18 protein-coding genes and 1 pseudogene are annotated in these 18,944 nt (G+C 63.4%); 15 read left to right on the top strand and 4 right to left on the bottom strand.

All coding sequences use genetic code 11. The features are described from left to right. Positions 1 to 84: 84 nt before the first annotated feature. The gene (locus LB565_RS18330) at positions 85 to 1,152 is read left to right on the top strand and encodes a calcium:proton antiporter (RefSeq protein WP_224586492.1); all 1,068 of its coding nucleotides are present in this window, start codon (positions 85 to 87) and stop codon (positions 1,150 to 1,152) included. Between the two features lie 58 nt (positions 1,153 to 1,210). Here the strand turns inward: LB565_RS18330 and LB565_RS18325 are convergent, their stop codons facing one another. Further along, positions 1,211 to 2,119, bottom strand: a complete 909-nt coding sequence (locus LB565_RS18325) for a hydrogen peroxide-inducible genes activator (protein WP_224586381.1) — start codon at positions 2,117 to 2,119, stop codon at positions 1,211 to 1,213. A 173-nt stretch (positions 2,120 to 2,292) separates the two neighbouring features. On the opposite strand from LB565_RS18325, the gene katG reads away from it, so the two are divergent. Continuing rightward, positions 2,293 to 4,500, top strand: a complete 2,208-nt coding sequence (gene katG / locus LB565_RS18320) for a catalase/peroxidase HPI (RefSeq protein WP_224586380.1) — start codon at positions 2,293 to 2,295, stop codon at positions 4,498 to 4,500. A 67-nt stretch (positions 4,501 to 4,567) separates the two neighbouring features. On the opposite strand, the gene LB565_RS18315 is transcribed toward katG, so the two are convergent. Beyond that, a complete protein-coding gene (locus tag LB565_RS18315) occupies positions 4,568 to 5,245 on the bottom strand; it encodes an MIP family channel protein (RefSeq protein WP_224586379.1) in 678 nt (225 codons plus the stop codon). A 330-nt stretch (positions 5,246 to 5,575) separates the two neighbouring features. On the opposite strand from LB565_RS18315, the gene LB565_RS18310 reads away from it, so the two are divergent. The 4 genes from LB565_RS18310 (at position 5,576) to guaA (ending at position 9,698) form a co-directional block, all read left to right on the top strand. Beyond that, complete coding sequence (locus tag LB565_RS18310) at positions 5,576 to 6,868, top strand: RsmB/NOP family class I SAM-dependent RNA methyltransferase (RefSeq protein ID WP_224586378.1); 1,293 nt, start codon at positions 5,576 to 5,578, stop codon at positions 6,866 to 6,868. 92 nt (positions 6,869 to 6,960) lie between these two features. After that, positions 6,961 to 7,422: a PaaI family thioesterase gene (locus LB565_RS18305; RefSeq protein ID WP_140635058.1), complete on the top strand. Its 462-nt coding sequence runs from the start codon at positions 6,961 to 6,963 to the stop codon at positions 7,420 to 7,422. Between the two features lie 3 nt (positions 7,423 to 7,425). Continuing rightward, positions 7,426 to 8,058, top strand: coding sequence for a 5'-methylthioadenosine/S-adenosylhomocysteine nucleosidase (locus LB565_RS18300; protein WP_224586377.1), 633 nt, complete (start codon positions 7,426 to 7,428; stop codon positions 8,056 to 8,058). 74 nt (positions 8,059 to 8,132) lie between these two features. Continuing rightward, positions 8,133 to 9,698, top strand: coding sequence for a glutamine-hydrolyzing GMP synthase (gene guaA, locus LB565_RS18295; protein ID WP_224586376.1), 1,566 nt, complete (start codon positions 8,133 to 8,135; stop codon positions 9,696 to 9,698). A gap of 163 nt (positions 9,699 to 9,861) precedes the next feature. Here the strand turns inward: guaA and LB565_RS18290 are convergent, their stop codons facing one another. Then, a complete protein-coding gene (locus tag LB565_RS18290; RefSeq protein WP_224586375.1) occupies positions 9,862 to 10,584 on the bottom strand; it encodes a helix-turn-helix domain-containing protein in 723 nt (240 codons plus the stop codon). A gap of 22 nt (positions 10,585 to 10,606) precedes the next feature. Further along, positions 10,607 to 10,888, bottom strand: a pseudogene (locus LB565_RS30050) (AraC family transcriptional regulator ligand-binding domain-containing protein); the annotation flags it as partial. Between the two features lie 209 nt (positions 10,889 to 11,097). On the opposite strand from LB565_RS30050, the gene LB565_RS18280 reads away from it, so the two are divergent. From LB565_RS18280 to LB565_RS18240, 9 genes are all read left to right on the top strand, one after another. Beyond that, positions 11,098 to 12,171: a class I SAM-dependent methyltransferase gene (locus LB565_RS18280; RefSeq protein WP_224586374.1), complete on the top strand. Its 1,074-nt coding sequence runs from the start codon at positions 11,098 to 11,100 to the stop codon at positions 12,169 to 12,171. A gap of 226 nt (positions 12,172 to 12,397) precedes the next feature. Further along, positions 12,398 to 12,826: a MaoC family dehydratase gene (locus tag LB565_RS18275; RefSeq protein WP_224586490.1), complete on the top strand. Its 429-nt coding sequence runs from the start codon at positions 12,398 to 12,400 to the stop codon at positions 12,824 to 12,826. A gap of 185 nt (positions 12,827 to 13,011) precedes the next feature. After that, positions 13,012 to 13,377: a VOC family protein gene (locus LB565_RS18270; protein WP_224586373.1), complete on the top strand. Its 366-nt coding sequence runs from the start codon at positions 13,012 to 13,014 to the stop codon at positions 13,375 to 13,377. Between the two features lie 358 nt (positions 13,378 to 13,735). Beyond that, positions 13,736 to 14,005, top strand: coding sequence for a hypothetical protein (locus LB565_RS18265; RefSeq protein WP_224586371.1), 270 nt, complete (start codon positions 13,736 to 13,738; stop codon positions 14,003 to 14,005). A 291-nt stretch (positions 14,006 to 14,296) separates the two neighbouring features. After that, positions 14,297 to 15,499 (top strand): ABC transporter substrate-binding protein, encoded by a 1,203-nt coding sequence (locus tag LB565_RS18260; protein ID WP_224586369.1) that lies wholly within the window; start codon positions 14,297 to 14,299, stop codon positions 15,497 to 15,499. 78 nt (positions 15,500 to 15,577) lie between these two features. Continuing rightward, positions 15,578 to 16,444, top strand: a complete 867-nt coding sequence (locus LB565_RS18255; protein ID WP_224586367.1) for a branched-chain amino acid ABC transporter permease — start codon at positions 15,578 to 15,580, stop codon at positions 16,442 to 16,444. A 7-nt stretch (positions 16,445 to 16,451) separates the two neighbouring features. Then, positions 16,452 to 17,432, top strand: coding sequence for a branched-chain amino acid ABC transporter permease (locus LB565_RS18250; protein ID WP_224586365.1), 981 nt, complete (start codon positions 16,452 to 16,454; stop codon positions 17,430 to 17,432). Positions 17,433 to 17,435: 3 nt separating this feature from the next. Continuing rightward, complete coding sequence (locus LB565_RS18245) at positions 17,436 to 18,215, top strand: ABC transporter ATP-binding protein (protein ID WP_224586363.1); 780 nt, start codon at positions 17,436 to 17,438, stop codon at positions 18,213 to 18,215. After that, positions 18,212 to 18,934 carry an ABC transporter ATP-binding protein gene (locus tag LB565_RS18240; protein ID WP_224586361.1) on the top strand — a complete coding sequence of 241 codons (723 nt, stop codon included), beginning with the start codon at positions 18,212 to 18,214 and terminating at the stop codon, positions 18,932 to 18,934. The genes LB565_RS18245 and LB565_RS18240 overlap by 4 nt, the downstream gene beginning before the upstream one ends. Positions 18,935 to 18,944 lie beyond the last annotated feature (10 nt).

Here is an 18,944-nt window from a genome sequence, read left to right as displayed (position 1 = left end):
GCGCTTTTCCGCTAAGTTCGCGCAAACGCCTGGCGTTCGGGGGCTTCGATGACTGGTTACGGGCGATCGGTGATTTCCTACACGATGCCGTTGGCCGCGCTGGCGATGGCTTTCGCGGTCAGGGCCAGCGGCCTTTCGGTCGACGAAGGGTCGCTGAATATCAGGATACTCGTCGGAGCGCTGTCGAGCGCCACCATGTTCACCACCATTTTCGTCGTGCTCGACCACGCCGAGGCAGTCGCCTTGCGCGTGGGCGAGCCCTATGGAACTTTGGTGCTGACTTTTGCGGTGACGGCAATCGAAGTGTCGATCATCGTCTCCATGATGCTGCATGGAGAAAACAACCCGACGCTGGCGCGCGAGTCCGTTTTCTCGACGGTGATGATCACCTCCACCGGCGTCGTCGGCATCTGTCTGACGCTCGGCGGCTGGCGCTACCGCAAGCAGGCGATCCTCCGGCAAGGCACCAACGCATACCTGTCGGTTCTGATCGCGCTGACCGTAATGACGCTTATTCTTCCGACCTACACCCAGGCTACGGATCCCGGCACGTTCTCGGCGGCTCAGCTTGGTTTCGTCAGCGTCCTTTCGGTGTTGCTCTATGCGAGCTTCGTGTTCGCCCAGACCGTCCGGCACCGGGAGGACTTCGTCCAGGGGCAGGCGCACGACGTTCCGATGCAGACCGCCTCCCACAAAAGCATTTTCGTCAGCGCCCTGCTGCTGTTGAGCGGGCTCATCGGCATTGTCCTGCTCGCCGAGCAGGTCGCCGCGAGCGTGGAGGATGCGCTCGCGGCCTATAAGGTGACCCAGGCCGACAGCATCGTGGGAGCAATGATCGCGGCACTGGTTTTGATGCCGGAGGCGATCTCGGCGATCCGCGCCTCCTTCAAGAATGAGCTGCAGCGCAGCCTGAACGTCGCGATGGGCTCGGCCTGCGCCACGATCGGGTTGACGATACCGGCGGTCGCGGCGGCCAGCCTGCTGACGGGCAGGGGGCTGACCCTGGGGCTCCCGGCGTCCGATGCCGTGCTTCTGGTGCTGGCGCTTTTCATATGCAGCGTCAGCTTCAGCACCGAAAGAACGACGTTCCTGACCGGCATGGTGCATGTCGTGGTGTTTTTCACCTACGTGTTTCTGATCTTTGTGCCGTGAAATTTGTGGTGGGCCGAGCATCGGCGCCGCAGATGGAAAGGGGCGTGGGACAGCCACCTCACGCCGCAAGCACCGCCCGATCCAGCCCGCGTATGATCCGCGCCAGCTCCACGCACTCGTCCTGACGCACTTTGTTGCGGCGCCAGGCCATGCAGATCATGCGCTGCGGCATCGGCTCCTGGAATGGCACGATCCTCAGATCCGGCATGACGCCGGCGGCACTTGCCGCCATTTCCGGCACCAGCGTGACGCCGAGCCCATGCGCCACCATCTGCAGGAGCGTCGTCAGGCTGGTGGCGCCGTAGCTTGCCATCGCCACCGGCCGCACATTGCCGCAGACGGCCAGGGCCTGCTCGCGCAGGCAGTGGCCTTCCTCCAGAAGCATCAGCCGCTCCAGCGCCGGGCTTTCGGGCAGCACCGGCGGCGAGGCGAAGGCCGGATCGCCGGCGGGAACGGCAAGGAAGAAGCGGTCTGGAAAAAGCGCTTCGGTGACGATCGCCGGCTGCTCGAGCGGCAAGGCCGCGATGAAGGCGTCGAGCCGGCCGGACGTCGCGTCCTCGACCAAGGACGCGGTCACCGACTCGCGCAGTTCGAGCTGGAGGGAAGGGTAGCGCTTCTTCAGCTCCGGCAGCACATGCGGCAGGAGATAGGGCGCGACCGTCGGAATGATGCCCAGCCGGAAGCGTCCGTGCATGGTAGGCCGGCCGCGCCGGGCAGTCGTCTCGACGTCACGTATGTCGGCCAGAATGCGCTCGATACGCGGCTGCAGGGCAAGCGCCTCGTCGGTCATGCGCACCGTCTTGCCGCCGCGTTCGAACAACAGGCAGTTCAGCCGCTCTTCCATCTCGGCGATCTGCGCGGAAAGGGCCGGTTGGCTGACGCCGGCAAACTTCGCCGCGCGGCCGAAATGCAGCGTCTGCGCCAGCGCGTCGAAATACTGCATTTGCCGGACGGTGAGGCCAATCATAAGAAAATCCTATCAAACGAAACAGGAAAGGCAATTTGTCTTTATCGGCAGGCCGGCCTAGTCTGAAATCGTTCCAGGTTGGCGCGGCCAGTGGCTGCCCCCGAAATTTCGGGAAAAATCAACCTCGGCAAAATTCAACCACTGCAAAACCTCGGCAGAATCGGGAGACTAAGATGGACGCGAAAACCGACGACAACAGCGCTGGCAAATGCCCGGTGGCGCATGGATCCGCACGGACCAACCGCGACTGGTGGCCGAACCAGCTCGACCTTTCCGTTCTCCACCAGCAGTCGAACCTCTCGGACCCGATGGATGAAGATTTCGACTATGCCAAGGAGTTCGCAAGCCTCGACCTTGATGCGGTGATCGCAGACCTGCACAAGGTCATGACGGATTCGCAGGACTGGTGGCCAGCGGACTTCGGCCATTACGGGCCGCTCTTCATCCGCATGGCTTGGCACAGCGCCGGCACATATCGCATCGGCGACGGCCGCGGCGGCGCCGGCGCCGGTCAGCAGCGTTTCGCGCCGCTGAACAGCTGGCCGGACAACGCCAATCTCGACAAGGCGCGCCGGCTGCTGTGGCCGGTCAAGCAGAAATACGGCCGCAAGATCTCCTGGGCCGACCTTCTGATCCTCACCGGCAACGTCGCGCTGGAATCGATGGGCTTCAAGACTTTCGGCTTTGCCGGCGGCCGCGCCGATGTGTGGGAGCCGGAGCAGGACGTGGACTGGGGATCCGAAACCAAATGGCTCGGCGACGAGCGCTATTCGGGCGACCGTGAGCTTCGCGGCCATCTCGGCGCCGTGCAGATGGGCCTGATCTACGTCAACCCGGAAGGCCCGAACGGCAAGCCGGATCCGGTCGCCGCGGCGCGCGACATCCGCGAGACTTTCGGCCGCATGGCCATGAACGACGAGGAGACGGTGGCGCTGATCGCCGGCGGCCACAGTTTCGGCAAGACGCATGGCGCGGGTGACGCCTCGCTGGTGGGTTCCGAGCCGGAAGGCGCCGGCATCGAGGCGCAGGGCCTCGGCTGGTCGAGCAAATATGCCTCCGGCATTGCCGGCGACGCCATCACCTCGGGCCTCGAGGTCACCTGGACGACGACGCCGACCAAATGGAGCAACAATTTCTTCGACAATCTCTTCAACTATGAATGGGAGCTGACGAAGAGCCCGGCCGGCGCCCATCAGTGGACGCCGAAAGGCGGCGCCGGCGCCGGCACCGTTCCGGACGCGCACAATCCCTCCAAGCGTCGCGCGCCGGCCATGCTCACCACCGACCTCGCGCTGCGTTTCGACCCGGCCTATGAGAAGATCTCGCGCCGCTTCCACCAGAACCCGGACCAGTTCGCCGACGCCTTCGCCCGCGCCTGGTTCAAGCTCACGCATCGCGACATGGGCCCGGCCGTTCGCTATCTCGGCCCGCTCGTGCCGAAGGAAGAGTTGATCTGGCAGGATCCGATCCCGGCCATCGACCATGAGCTGGTAAGCGAGGACGACATCGCTGCGCTCAAGGCCAAGATTCTGGCCTCCGGCCTGTCGGTCTCCGAGCTGGTCTCGACCGCCTGGGCCTCGGCCTCGACCTTCCGCGGCTCGGACAAGCGCGGCGGCGCCAATGGCGGCCGCATCCGTCTGGCGCCCCAGAAGGACTGGGAGGTCAACGAGCCGGCTCAGCTCGCCAAGGTGCTGGCCAAGCTCGAAGCGATCCAGAAGGAGTTCAACGCAGCCCAGACCGGCGACAAGAAGGTCTCGCTCGCGGATCTGATCGTGCTTGGCGGCGTCGCCGCGGTCGAGAAGGCTGCGAAAGACGGCGGCAACGTGGTCAAGGTGCCCTTCACGCCGGGCCGTATGGATGCTTCGCAGGAGCAGACGGATGTCGCCTCCGTCGCGGCATTGGAACCGAAAGTCGACGGCTTCCGCAATTACGCCCGCGGCACGTTGCCGATGTCGGTCGAAGCGATGCTGGTCGATCGCGCCCAGTTGCTGACGCTGACGGCGCCGGAGATGACGGTGCTTGTCGGCGGCTTGCGCGTGCTCGGTGCCAATACCGCCGGCTCGAAACATGGCGTCTTCACCGACAGGCCGGGCACGCTCACCAACGACTTCTTCGTCAACCTGCTCTCGATGGCGACCGTCTGGGATCCGGCGGCCGGCTCCGAGCCCGGTTCGGACGAGGTCTACGAAGCGCGCGACCGCAAGACCAGAGAGGTGAAGTGGACCGGCACCCGTGCCGACTTGATCTTCGGTTCGCACGCGCAGCTGCGCGCGCTCTCCGAAGTCTACGCCTCGGCCGACGCCAAGGCCAAGTTCGTCAAGGATTTCGTCAAGGCCTGGACGAAGGTGATGAACGCCGACCGTTTCGACATCGCGAAATAAGGTCGTACCTCCCAAGCAAAAAGGCGCGGGGTCATGCCCGCGCCTTTTACTTTTTATCGAACTGCGGTCAGTCCTTTTCGAAGATGCCGGCCTTGGCGACCACGCCGGCGATCGCTCCGCCGATCAGCGGCGCGACGATGAACAGCCAGAGCTGGCTGAGCGCAGCACCCCCCGAAAACAGCGCCGGGCCGATCGAGCGGGCCGGATTGACCGAGGTGCCGGTCACCGGGATCATGGCGAAATGGATGCCCGCCAGCGTCAGGCCGATGACCAGGCCGGCAAAGGCGGTGGTGTGCTTGGCGTTGGTGACGCCGAGGATCACGGTGACGAAGGTGAAGGTGCCGATCAGCTCCCACAGGAAGGCCGAGCTCATGCCCCATTTCGTCTCGTCCCAGCCATTGGCGCCGAAGCCGCCGGTGTGGCCGCCGGCCTGGCCCGAAACGATGATCCACAGCGCCAGCGAGGCGATGATGGCGCCGATGATCTGCGCGATCCAGTAGGGGACGACGTCCTTGACCGGCATCCGCCCCGCCAGGAACACGCCGAGCGTCACCGCCGGATTGAGATGCGCGCCCGAGATGGGGCCGATCGCATAGGCCGCGGCAATCAGGCCGATGCCGAACGCCAGGCCGATGCCTTCCTGTCCGAGCGGCAGCGCGCCGCCGAAACCGCCCGTGACCACGGAGGCGGTGCCGATGAACACCAACAAAAACGTGCCGAGAACTTCTGCAAGATAAGTCTTCATTGCCCTCTCCTCATAGGATCCGTCAAACCGCGTTTCCCGCGTCGCGAATCACTGCCGGAAGAGTATTCCTGCAGACAACACTTGGAAAGCTGATAGGTTAAGCCAGTGGGCTTCCTTACAGACGTCAATCAAAACATTAGAAGTCTTTCATGCTCTGATCGATTGTTCTTGTTTCCTGGCTGCGCCGCTCACCGAGGAAAAACCGTTCGGCCAAATCGTCCGGTCCTGAAACATCATTTCATCGGCAAGCCGAACGGAACTGTTTCAATCCTGGCCTGAAAGGCTTTATGAGCGGGCTGGAACCGATTTGTAACAGCTACGGAAAACGGGATGCGACTGGGCGGAAGGCTGGCGGCGGCCATAGAGGTTCTTGAAGACATCGGCCGGCGGCACCGGCCGGTGGCCGACGCGCTGCGCGACTGGGGCCTGTCGCATCGCTTCGCCGGCGGCGGCGATCGCGCGGCGATCGGCAACATCGTCTACGACGCGCTGCGCCGCAGACGCTCGGCCGGCTGGCTGTTCGGCGAGGACACGCCGCGCGCCATCGGCTTCGGCGCGCTTCTGTTGGAGTGGGGGCAGACGGCGCAGTCGCTCAACGACGCGCTGGACGGCGACAAATTCGCGCCGCCGCTGCTCAGCGCGCCCGAGCTGAAAGCAGCTGCCGGCCGCAGGCTGGCCGACGCGCCCGATGCTGTGCGGGCTGATGTTCCTGACTGGTGCGCGCCGTTGCTCGAGCAAGCCTATGGCGACGCCTGGGTGGTGGAGGGCGCCGCGCTTGCCCAGCGCCCGCCATTGGACCTCAGGGTCAACACGCTCCAGGCCGATCGCGCCAAGGTGCTGGCCGAGCTCCAGGGCACGGGTGCCGCGCCTACAGCGATCGCGCCGCATGGCATCCGCATCCCGCCGATCGACGGGGACGGCAGGCATCCGAACGTGCAGGCCGAGCCCGCCTTCCAGAAAGGCTGGTTCGAAGTGCAGGACGAGGGCTCGCAGCTTGCCGCGGCGCTCGCGGGGGCTGCGCCCGGCATGCAGGTGCTCGACTATTGCGCCGGCGCCGGCGGCAAGACCCTGGCGCTGTCGGCCGAGATGGACAATCGGGGCCAGCTCTTTGCCCATGACGCGGAGAAGGTGCGGCTGGCGCCGATCTTCGAGCGCATCCGCCGCTCGCACAACCGCAACGTCCAGGTCGTCAGCAAGCCGACGGAGCTTGCACCGCTCATCAGCCATATGGACGTCGTGCTGATCGACGCCCCCTGCACCGGCAGCGGTACCTGGCGCCGCCGCCCGGACGCCAAATGGCGTTTGACCGAGCGGCAGCTCGATGCCCGCAAGGGGGAGCAACAGGCGATCCTCGACACCGCGCAAGCTTTCGTCAAGCCGGGCGGCCTGCTGGTCTACATCACCTGTTCGGTCTTCGACGCCGAGAACGGCGAGCAGGTCGCGGCGTTCCGCGAACGCCATGAAGGCTTCGCGCCGGTCGATCACCGCCAGCTCTGGGACAGCCGCTTCCCGGGCCATGACAGGCGCGCGCGCATTGCCGATAGCGGCGGCATCTCGCTGTCGCCGGCGCTCAGCGGCACCGATGGGTTCTATCTCCACGCCTTGCGCAGGACTGCTTCTTGAAGACAGCCGGCTTTTGCTGCGCTGCAGCATAAACGATTGCCTGTCTTGCCTGGCTCTGCAATAACTTCGCCAGCAATATGAGGCAAAGCGCCATGGCAGCAGCCAAGATCGTACCCGCTCCGGATTTCGAGGAACGCGTCAGGGCGTCCTTTGCCCGCCAGGAGGCGATGGCGACGATCGGCGCCGAGCTGACGCTGGTGACGCCCGGTATCATCGAGATCGAGATGCCGTATTCCGCCTCGCTGACCCAGCAGCACGGTTTCCTGCATGCCGGCGTCATCTCCACCGCGCTGGACTCCGCCTGCGGCTACGCGGCCTTTTCGCTGATGCCGGAGAATTCCGGCGTGCTGACCATCGAGTTCAAGGTGAACCTGCTCGCGCCGGGCAGGGGCGAGCGCTTCCTGTTCCGAGGCTCCGTGACGAAGCCCGGCCGCACCATCATCGTCGCCGACGGCCAGGCCTACGCCTTCGCAGCCGACGGCGAGGCCAAGCTGATCGCCACCATGACCGGCACGATGATGACGGTGGTCGGCCGCGACGGAATTGAAGGTTGAACCATGGCGGGTGCAGTTCAGATCGCCGGCAAGGCTGTTCTCTTCGTCATGGCGGCGGAGGCCGAATACGGCCCACACCTCAAAAATCTGTTCACGCCGCTGATGACCGGCGTCGGTCCGGTCGAAGCCGGTGTCAGGCTGGGTGCCGAACTGGCCGCATTGAAGGCCGAGGGAGCGCTTCCGGACCTAGTCGTCTCGCTGGGCTCGGCCGGCAGCCGCACGCTGGAACAGACCGAAATCTATCAGGCCGTGTCGGCGAGCTATCGCGACATGGATGCTTCGCCGCTTGGCTTCGAGAAGGGGGCGACGCCTTTCCTCGACCTGCCGGTGACGGTGCCGCTGCCTTTCGTCATCCCGGGCATCAAGACCGCGTCGCTTTCGACCGGCGGCGCGATCGTCTCCGGCGCCGCCTACGACGCCATCGGTGCCGACATGGTCGACATGGAGACCTTCGCCTGCCTGCGCGCCTGCCAGCTGTTCGGCGTGCCGCTGATTGGGCTCCGCGGCATTTCCGACGGCGCGGCCGATCTGCGCCACGTCAATGATTGGACGGAATATCTGCATGTGATCGATGAGAAGCTCGCTGCGGCCATCGGCTTGCTGGAGCAGGCGATCGGCGGCGGCGCGATCCGCTAGGTTAGGCCCAAAGGGACTGAAAGCCGCAGCGCTGAGCCATTGCGCCGACTCGTTTCTTTCTCTAAAGGCTCGCCATGACGACGACAGCCAATCATCCCGACACCGTTCTGATTGTCGATTTCGGCAGCCAGTTCACGCAGCTCATCGCCCGCCGCATCCGCGAGGCCGGCGTCTTTTCCGAGATCGTGCCGTTCCAGTCGGCCGAAGCGGCCTTCAAGCGCATCAAGCCGAAAGCGGTGATCCTGTCGGGCGGCCCGGCCTCGACCACCGACATCGGCAGCCCGCGCGCGCCGCAGATCGTCTTCGACGCCGGCGTGCCGGTGCTCGGCATCTGCTACGGCCAGATGGCGCTCTGCGTGCAGATGGGCGGCGTCGCCGAAAGCTCCAATCATCGTGAGTTCGGCCGCGCTTTCGTCGAGATCGAGAAGGAGAGCCCGCTGTTCGAAGGTCTGTGGGCGCCCGGCCAGCGCCATCAGGTGTGGATGAGCCATGGCGACCGCGTCATCGAACTGCCGCCGGGCTTCAAGGTGCTCGGCAAGTCGGAAAGCTCGCCCTTCGCGATCTTCGGCGATATCGAGCGCAAGATGTACGGCATCATGTTCCATCCGGAAGTGGTGCACACGCCGGACGGCGCAAGGCTGCTCAGGAACTTCGTCCACAACATCGCCGGCATCGAGGGCGACTGGACGATGCGCGCCTATCGCGAGCACGCGGTGGAGACGATCCGCAAGCAGGTCGGCAAGGGCAAGGTCATCTGCGCGCTTTCGGGCGGCGTCGACTCCTCCGTCGCGGCGCTTCTCATCCACGAGGCGGTCGGCGAGCAGCTGACCTGCATCCTCGTCGACCACGGCCTGATGCGCAAGGACGAGGCCAAGGGCGTGGTGGAGATGTTCCGCCAGCACTACAACCTGCCGCTGATCCTGGTCGATGCTTCCGACCGCTTCATCTCGGCGCTGGAAGGCGAGGCCGACCCCGAAAAGAAGCGCAAGACCATCGGCCGGCTGTTCATCGAGGTGTTCGAGGAAGAGGCGAAGAAGCTCGGCGGCGCCGATTTCCTGGCCCAAGGCACGCTCTATCCCGATGTCATCGAGAGCGTCTCCTTCTCCGGTGGCCCGTCTGTGACGATCAAGTCGCACCACAATGTCGGCGGCCTGCCCGAGCGCATGAACATGAAGCTGGTCGAGCCGCTGCGCGAATTGTTCAAGGATGAGGTGAGGGCGCTCGGCAAGGAACTCGGCCTGCCCGAGAGCTTCATTGGCCGCCATCCCTTCCCAGGCCCCGGCCTCGCCATTCGCTGCCCGGGCGGCATCACGCGCGAGAAGCTGGAAATCCTTCGCGAGGCCGACGCCATCTATCTCGACGAGATCCGCAAGGCCGGCCTCTACGACGCCATCTGGCAGGCCTTCGCTGTGCTGCTACCAGTGCAGACGGTGGGCGTCATGGGTGACGGCCGCACCTATGAATTCGTCTGCGCGCTGCGCGCCGTCACCTCCGTCGACGGCATGACGGCCGACTTCTACCACCACGACATGAACTTCCTCGCCGCCGCCGCCACCCGCATCATCAACGAGGTCAAGGGCATCAACCGGGTGGTGTATGACGTGACGTCGAAACCGCCGGGGACGATCGAGTGGGAGTGAGGGTGTGGGGATACCCCGGCGGGCTTTGGAGAGGAATAGCGTAGAAAAAGTAGAGGGTTACGGGATAGTTCGTCGATCACCTGCCCTCCATCGTCTCTTCGAGCCGTTGTTTGTCCCAAGTCATTGATGGAACTGGAGTCGACGTTCGATGAGCGGAGCCATTTTAAATCGATCCCGTGGCCGATGGTTCTGAATTCTTCTCTGCGGCGGAATTGGAACGAGCCGCTCGCAGGCGGCGATAATCGCCCGGCGATTGGCCAACCCAGCGCCGGAAGGCGTGATTGAACGCGCTGACTTCAGAGTAACCGAGTGAAAAGGCGATCTCACCCAGCGCCAGCGTCTCATTCTCCAAGAGATTCAGCGCCAGCGTTTTGCGAACATCGTTCAGCAGGTCGTTGTAATTCACGCCGGCTTCCTTCAGCCGCCGCTGCAGCGTCCGCACGGAGGTGCTAGTCGCGTTAGCGAGGTGCTCGATGCCGATTTCGCCCTTGACCAACGCGCGGGCGATCTCGCGCCGCAACTGCTCGATCGCGCCGCGTTGTTCCGGCAAAGCGGCGAGCCGAAGATCGCCGTAATGGCGCATCAGGCTCTCGATCATGGCATCGGCCGTCGCCATTGGCCGTTTAAGCAGGCCGGCGTCAAACCGGATGCCGGCCCAGGGGTGGCCCACCCGAATATTGTCACCCATGATCTCCGCGCGGCCGCGGCGTTCCGCTGGCGTTTCATCCGCCAATTGCGGGAGCAGGACTTCCTGCGGGGTCCAACGTGGATCGCCGAGCCCGACGCGCATGAGGTTGCACGCGAAAGCGATCGCCCAGTCGCCTTTCTGCCGGTACGACATCATCAGCGGGTCGATGTAGTAGGAATACACAAAAGGCGACCCCATCGCTCACTTCCACACCATGAACCGTGGCGTCGACCATGGTCGGCAGATAGCGGCCCATGGATTCCAAGGCTTCGCCTACCGTGCGCGAGGCCAAGGCGATATTGCCGACGACGCCGGCGTGGCGCGGATCGTACTGAGCTCCGAACTTTAAGCCGAATTGCCGATCCTCCAAGACGTCAGCGCAGATTTCCAGCAGCTCCAGATAGCGAATGAGCGGTACGCGTCGGTCAGGGTCGGTCAGATCCCCCGGCTCGAGCTCGGTACGGCGCAAGGCTTCGCCTGCATGACCCCCGCGCGAGCGCATATAGGCGTCGAGGCCGTAGACGATGCTGGCCAGATTAATGCTCGGCGTAGCGAGCTTGGCTGCCGCGCGTCTTTCCGTCGTCATTGGCACGATCTCGCAAGGCTTTGGCGCAGTATATCAAGACCTGCTTCCCTTTTGCCGAATATCTCAGGCGCTGCAGCAAGCGGCTGCTTTCGGCCGCGCTACACCAACGCAAAAGGAAACCGGTCATGACCCAGTTCACACCACCGCCAGCGCCGAGCGAAGTCGAAGCTTTCATCGGGCGGGTCGTTACCGACCTCGGCGCCGCCTTTTCCGGCGTGCTCGTCAATGTCGGGCGCAAGCTCGGACTCTATCAGGCGATGGCCGATCTCGGCGCCTGCACCTCGACGGCGCTTGCTGAAGCCACTGGCATTCGGGAGCGCTATATCCGTGAATGGCTCGCCAATCAGGCAGCCGGCGGCTATGTCGCCTATGATCCCGCGAAGCAGACTTACGCGCTGCCGCCGGCGCAAGCGATGGTGCTGGCGCTCGAGCAGAGCTCCATCTTCATGGCATCTGCCTTCGAGGTCGCGGCCTCGTTCTGGCTCGACGAAGATCAGATCGTCGCGGCCTTTCGCTCGGGCGAAGGCTTGGGCTGGCACGCGCATAATCATCGCTTGTTCTGCGGCACCGAGAGCTTTTTCCGCACCGGCTATCGTGCATGTCTGGTGAACGAGTGGCTGCCGGCGCTCGATGGCGTCGTCGAGCGCCTGAAGCGAGGCGCCCGGGTTGCCGACGTCGGTCGCGGACACGGCGCCTCCACTATCTTAATGGCGCAGGCGTTCCCCAAATCGAGTTTCATCGGCCTCGACTATCACGACGGGTCGATCGCGACCGCGCGCGCACGCGCCGCCGAGCAGGGCGTGACCGGCAACATCGCTTTCGAAGTCAAGTCTGCGACCGAATTCGACGGTGAAGACTTCGATCTCGTCTGCTTCATGGACTGCCTGCATGATCTCGGCGATCCCGTCGGCGCGCTCGCGCGCTGCCGCAAGGCGCTCAAGCCCGATGGCAAGGTGCTGCTGGTGGAGCCCTATGCGGGCGACCGGCTGGAGGAGAACCTGAACCCGATCGGCCGCATGTACTACGCCGCATCGGCGATGGCATGCACGCCGAACTCGCTGTCGCAGGAAGTCGGGCTCGGCCTCGGTGCCCAGGCGGGCGAAGAGCGACTGCGCAAGGTGGCGCGCGAAGCGGGGTTTTCCAGCCTGCGGCGCGCCGTGCAGACGCCGATCAACCTGATCCTCGAACTGACTCCCTGAGCGGCGACGGTCGACCCGGCATCACTCATGGTTCCGCCCCTGGTCCTGTACCCCCACTCGCCTCTAGCCCGCGAGGGCTACGGCAACAACGTCGCATCCACCCTGCAAGCTATCGGAGACGATCATGACGACGAATACTGACACTCAGTCCAAACCCGTGATCCCGAACCTAGATCATATCCAGGATAAGCCGACGATTGAGTGGTTCGACGATTTCGCACTAGGCATGCGCTTCAGGAGCCGCGGGAAGCGGATCACGCGTGAGGACATCAAGCGCTTTGCATCGGAGTTCGACCCGCAGCCGATTCACCTCGACGAAGCCGCTGCCGCTCTAACGCCGCTGAAAGGCCTTGCGGCCTCTGGCTGGCATACTGCCGCGATCGCAATGCGTCTGTTGGTCGAGGTTGGTGCCGGCGGGCGGCATCCCCTGTTGGGTATAGGCGTGGATGAATTGCGCTGGCTCGCCCCCGTTCGGCCGGACGATGTCCTCCATCTTGAAGGTGAAGTGACCGAACTCATTCCGTCGAAAACGAAGCCGCAAGGGCTCGTCCGGACCAAGTGGACGGCGTTCAACCAACGCGGCGAGCCGGTCTACACGTTCACGCCGATCAGTGTGGTGCCGCGCCGGGGAATGACAGGGAGTACCGCGGAGTAGCATGGGGTAGGAGAGTAAGCGAATTGGAGGCCAGCGATAAATCGAGCGACGCGGCTCCACAGGCGGTAGAGGGCCAGGTCGTGTTCTCATCAGCCGACGGGCCGACTGTTGGCCGTGATCCCCATTGCCAAGGAACCACGTTCGCATTGGCCAGTTCACTTTCTACAGTGAAAGGAGCACGGACCATGGCATCTATCCGATACATCGTGACAGACATTGACAGTTCGGTCGCGTTTTATCGCGATAAACTCGAGTTCAAGGTTGACATGCACAACCCTGGCAAGTTCGCAGCGCTCATTCGCGATGATCTCACGCTTTACCTTAGTGCTCCGGGGGCAGGCAGTGGAGGAACTGCCGGCGGTAAACCGGAGCCCGGCGGATGGAACCGGTTCATGATCGTCACAAAAGACATAGACGCCCTCGTCGGCCGGTTGAACGATGCAGGCGCCAAATTCAAAGGAGAAATCAGCGAGGCGGGAGCTGGTCGCGCCAGACTTGTGGAAGATCCGTCGGGCAATCTGGTTGAACTGTTTGAGTTCAAAAAGAAATGAATGGGCGCGCAGATCGTCGACAACTAGTTTGATGTTCATGCGCTTCACAAAGTCCGAACGAATGCATCTGTGACGGTCCGTCAGGGGGAATATTTTGCGCTCATAAATCAACGCGTTACAATGCATAGAGACAATCGAGTTAAGGCGAGTACGGTGAAGTAGTATCGGATGGCACAGGACGCTCCAGCGAATCCAGGCCATCGATAGAAGTCGACAGATTCTAGGCGACCTGCAGATCTGCCGCTCTGTCGAGCATTAGCGGTGCTGAAAGCAGCTATGGGAACTTTTGCTCCGCTGGCGATTTTGGATATGCTGCAAATCAAATTGCCGGAAGGTCGCTGCCCGGAAGGTCGCTGCTATGACGAAATTTTTTGCAATCGCCGCGCTCATGCTTGTCACAGCGGCCATGATGGCCGGCCCGGCTGGCGCCGGCGAACATCGCTACCGCGTCGTCAAACAGGAGCGTTATGTTCCGGCCAGCGACGACATCATCGAGACGCTGTTCGGCGGTCCGCGCTATTACGATCGGCAGATGACCACCACGGCGGCGGGCGCCTGCGCGTATCACCGCGTCGGACCGGACGCGAATGCGGTAAACGACATCAACGATAACTATTGCGGGAAGTAGGATTCCCCGGGTCAGCGTTCCTCGGGACCAGTGTTCGATAAGCCTCGACCCTCTTTGCATTTATGGTCCCCGCGGCTTCATCGGAGCCGCTGGGGTGGCTGTGACTGGCCGGACGTGGCCTCCTTTGAATGCCGGTCCTCTCACGGGCTGCGGGTCGCACGCAGTCGATCCAGATATTGTATACAATACCGAAGAAAGATGTTGACAATCGATCTCGGCCGGTTTCCCTTACGCTATACGCGCAGCCTACGAGCAAAACACAAAGCGCGATAACCAAGGGGAACTGAAGCTATGATCAACCGTCGCTCGACTCTGAAATCAATGGCGCTCGGCGCCGTCTCGACCCTGGCGCTTGCCGCTCTCGGCATCTCGTCCGCGCAGGCTGAAAACAAGGAACTGAAGATCGGCTTCGTCGGCGTTACCAGCGGCCCCGCTGCCGCCTGGGGCACGTCGAATGTGCGCTCGATGCAGACCCGCGCCGCCTGGATCAACGAAACCGGTGGCGTCAAGATCGGCAACGACACCTACAAGATCAACATCGTCACCTTCGACGACCAGAAGGATCCCAAGCGCGCCATCGCCGGCATGGAGAAGATGGCGCAGGAAGGTGTCCACTATGTCGTCGGCCCGAACGTCGATGACGGCGCCGCCGCGGTGCGCCCCGTTGCCGAGGCCAACGGCATCATCTATTTCCCCTACGCCTTCCCCAAGGCGCTCTACCAGAAGCCCGCCTCCAATGCGGTGCTCGGCATGATCGCCAACTACCAGTCCGGTCCGGCTATCTACAAATACCTCAAGGAAAACAAAGGCGTGAAGAAGATCGCCTTTGTCGCGGCCAATGAATCCGACCCGCTCAGCCAGCGCGACAGTGGCGTCGAGGCGGCGAAGGCACTTGGACTGGAAGTCGTCGCCCAGAACGACACTTACCAGAACGACACCCGCGACTTCACGCCGGTGCTGACGCCGATCGTCGCCTTGAAGCCCGACCTGCTCGTCCTGTCGGGCGTGGCGCCGGCCAACGCGCCGCTGCTCATCCGCGCCGCCCGCGAGCTTGGCTATGAAGGCCTGATCTCGACGGAAACCGCGCAGGACGCCAAGGTCCTGGAAGAGGGCGCCGGCGAATACGCCAACGGCTTCATCTCCGTCGGCGGTGCCTCCACGCCGGAGATCGCCTCGGACGCGATGAAGGAATTCGTCGCCCGCTACACCAAGATGTTCGGCGAATACAACGACGAGTCCAACACCAAGGTCTATGCGCTCGAATACATCATCGAGACCTTGAAGGCCAATCCGGCGGCCATCAACGACGTCGCCGAATTCAAGAAGACCATGGACACTTTCTCGGCGCCCAATCCCTTCCTGAAGGGCGACGCGAAGCTCAGCTATGTCGGCATGACGTCCTTCGGCCAGAAGCGCCAGCTTTCGGTGCCGATGGTGGTCAACGAATATAAGGATGGCGCTTTCCAGACCTTGTTCGTCGGCTCCGTCGACTAGCGCTACCTTCGAGCGACATTTCCTGCAGCTTGCCGCGGGGTCCGATAGGCCGGACCCCGCGGAAGATCGAAGGTATCCATGGAACAGGTCATCGCCAACGGATTGTATCTCGGTGCCCAATACGCGCTGATCGCGCTGGGCTTGACCCTGATCTTCGCCCTGATGAACGTGCTCAATTTCGCCCACGGGCAGATGTATGTGCTGGGCGGCTTCATCACCTACACCGTCTACGGCCAGCTCGGGCTGCCTTTCGTGGTGGCGCTGCTCGCCTCCGGCGTCACGCTCGCCGTCATCGGCGCGCTGATGGAGAAATTCCTCTTCCGCACCGTCATCAGGCGCAGCCATCGCGAGGAGAGCACCATGCTGCTCGCCGCCGCGACGGCCTTTTTCTTCGACGCCGTCATCCTGCTTCTGTTCGGCGAAAAGCAGCGCGGCGTTCCCAAGATCGTCAAGGGCGTCTTCAACGAGGCCGGCATCATCATGCCTTACGATCGTATGGTCGTCGGCGTGCTGGCCATCGTCTTCATCGCCGCCTTCGTGCTCTATATGCAGTACAGCCGGGTCGGGCGCGCCATGCGCGCGCTTGCCCAGGACCGCGTCGCGGCCCAGCTGATGGGCGTCCGTGTCGACCGCTATTCGATGATCGGTTTCGCCATGGGCGCCATGCTCGCGGGCGTCGTCGGCGGGCTGCTGGTCACCATCACCGGCGTCAACTCAGGCATTGGCGGGCCGATCTCCATCAAGGCCTTCCTGATGGTGATGATCGGCGGCGCCGGCGTCGTCGGCGGGGCCATCGCCGGCGGCTTCATTCTCGGCATGATGGAGTCGGTCGGCCTCACCGTGCTGCGCGAATATGGCGACATCACCTATCTCGTCATCTTCGCTGCCCTGATGGTGTTCCTGTCGATCCGCCCCAACGGGCTGATGGGCAAGCCGTGGGGTTGATGGCGCCATGACCCGCAATCGCAACATGAAAATCGCGTCGGTCGCGGCCTTCCTGGCGATCGTCTTCATCGCGGTGCCGGCCGCGATCTCGGGAAGCGGCCGCTTCGACCTCTATTACACGCTGACCTCGGTGGCGCTGCTCAGCATCGCCAGCGCCGGCGTTTGGCTCACCTTCTACATCGGCCGCATCAACATCGGCCAGGGCGCCTACGCGCTGATGGGCGGCTATGTCTCGGCCATACTGGTGATGAACTATGGCTGGTCGTTCTGGTTGACCTTACCGGTGGCCGGACTTTTTTGCGCCGCTGCGAGCGTGCTGATCGGCCTGCCGATCCTGCGGCTGCGTGGCGTTTACTTCGCCATGGTCACGCTGGTGCTGACCGAGGTGGCGCGGCTGCTCGCGCTGGCGCTGCCGATCACCAACGGCGCCAAGGGCATCGTCAGCATCCCGCTGCCCGGCGCGCTGTCGGTCTTCGGCCTGACCATCATTCCGGATTTCGCCACGCTGCAGAATTCGCGGCTTGCCTTCTATCTTCTGGCGGTCACGCTGATGGTGGTCTGCTTCGGGGTCATGTACCGGCTGGTCAATTCGCGCATCGGCAAGCTTTGCCAGTCGCTGCAGCAGAATGAGGAACTGGCCTCCTCGATCGGCGTCAACATCGCTTCTCTGCGCATCATCGCCTACGCCGTGTCGTCCTTCTTCGGTGGCGTGGCCGGCGCCATCTTCGCCGCCATCTCGCAATCGATCTATCCGTCGAGCTTCACGGTCACCGATTCCGTCAACTTCATGCTGAACTGTTTCCTTGGCGGCCTCGGCTACGTGTTCGGGCCGATGCTCGGCACGCTCGTGCTCTATTTCGGCTGGGATCTCTTGTTCCAGACGGGCCAATTCCAACTGCTCATCTATTCCGGTCTGATGATCGTCCTGATGCTGGTGCTGCCCAACGGCCTGCTCAGCCTCGCGGCTTCGATCCGGAAGAAGGCTTGAGCCATGGCCGAAATGCTCGAAGTCTCTGGCATCACCAAGCGCTTCGGCGGTCTGGTCGCGGTCAATAACATCTCCTTCTCGGTGCGCGAGAAAGAGATCCTGTCGGTGATCGGCCCGAACGGCGCCGGCAAGTCGACTTTGTTCAAGCTGATCTCGTCCTTCCTCAAGCCCACGACGGGCGAGGTGCGCCTGAAGGGCGAACGCATCTCAGGCATGGCGCCGCATATCGCCGCCCGCAAGGGCGTCGTGCGCACCTTCCAGGAGACCACCATCTTCAAGAACATGAGCGTGCGCGACAACGTCGTCATCGCGCATCACCTGCGCTCGAAGGCAGGCCTTCTCGGCTTTTTCCTCGGCACCGGCGCGGCGAAGGCCGACGAGGTGGCCTTCGGCGCCTCCGCCGACGAAATCCTGGCGCTGCTCGGCCTCTCCTCGCTTGCCAATGAGACCGCCCGCAACCTGCCGCACGGCCATTTACGGGCGCTGGGCATCGCCATCGGCCTTGCCACCGATCCTTCGATCCTCCTGCTCGACGAGCCCTTCGCCGGCATGAACCACGACGAAACGATGCGCATGGTTGCGATGGTGCGGCGCCTGCGCGACCTCGGCCTCACCATCCTGCTCGTCGAGCACGATATGCCGGCCGTGATGAAGATCTCGGACCGCATCGTGGTCCTCAATTTCGGGCAGAAGATCGCCGAGGGGACGCCGTCGGAAATCCAGGCGAACGAGAAGGTGATCGAAGCCTATCTGGGCAGCGAAGACGAGGCGATCGGCCTATGAACCAGATCCTGAACTTCGCCAATGTCGAGCTCTATTACGATCACGTCTATGCGCTGAAAGGCGTCTCGCTCGAGGTCAACGAGGGCGAGACCGTCGCGCTGATCGGCGCCAACGGCGCCGGCAAGTCGTCGATCCTTCGCGCCATCACCGGCTTGCGCAAGATCAGGTCCGGCGAGATCCATTACGGCGGCAAGCGCATCGACGGCGCTGCCCCAGACGAGATCGTCAAGATGGGCATCGCCATGGTGCCGGAAGGGCGCCGCGTCTTCCCCTTCATGTCGGTCAGGGACAACCTCCTGATGGGCGCCTTCATCCGCACCAGCAAATCCGAGATCGCCGCGTCGATGGAGATGGTTCTGGGGCGCTTTCCGCGGCTGAAGGAGCGCTTCTCGCAGGCCGCCGGCACGATGAGCGGCGGCGAACAGCAGATGCTGGTCATCGGCCGTGCGCTGATGGCGAAGCCGAAGCTTCTGCTGCTCGACGAGCCGTCGCTCGGCGTCGCACCAAAGCTCGTCCAGGACATCGCCCGCTCCATCGTAGCCATCAACCGCGACGAGAAGGTCAGCGTGCTGCTGGTCGAGCAGAATTCGCGCATGGCGCTGCGCATCTCGCAGCGCGCCTATGCGCTGACTACCGGCAGTGTCGCGCTGAGCGGCAACTCCGCCGAATTGCTGACCGACGACCGGGTCAAGCGTCTTTATCTCGGCGGTGAGATCTGAGGCTGATTTC

The organism is Mesorhizobium sp. CA14 (genome assembly GCF_020165195.1).
Lineage (GTDB): Bacteria > Pseudomonadota > Alphaproteobacteria > Rhizobiales > Rhizobiaceae > Mesorhizobium.
Note: the sequence above shows the minus strand (reverse complement) of the source record. Positions and strands in the feature narration are given on the sequence as shown.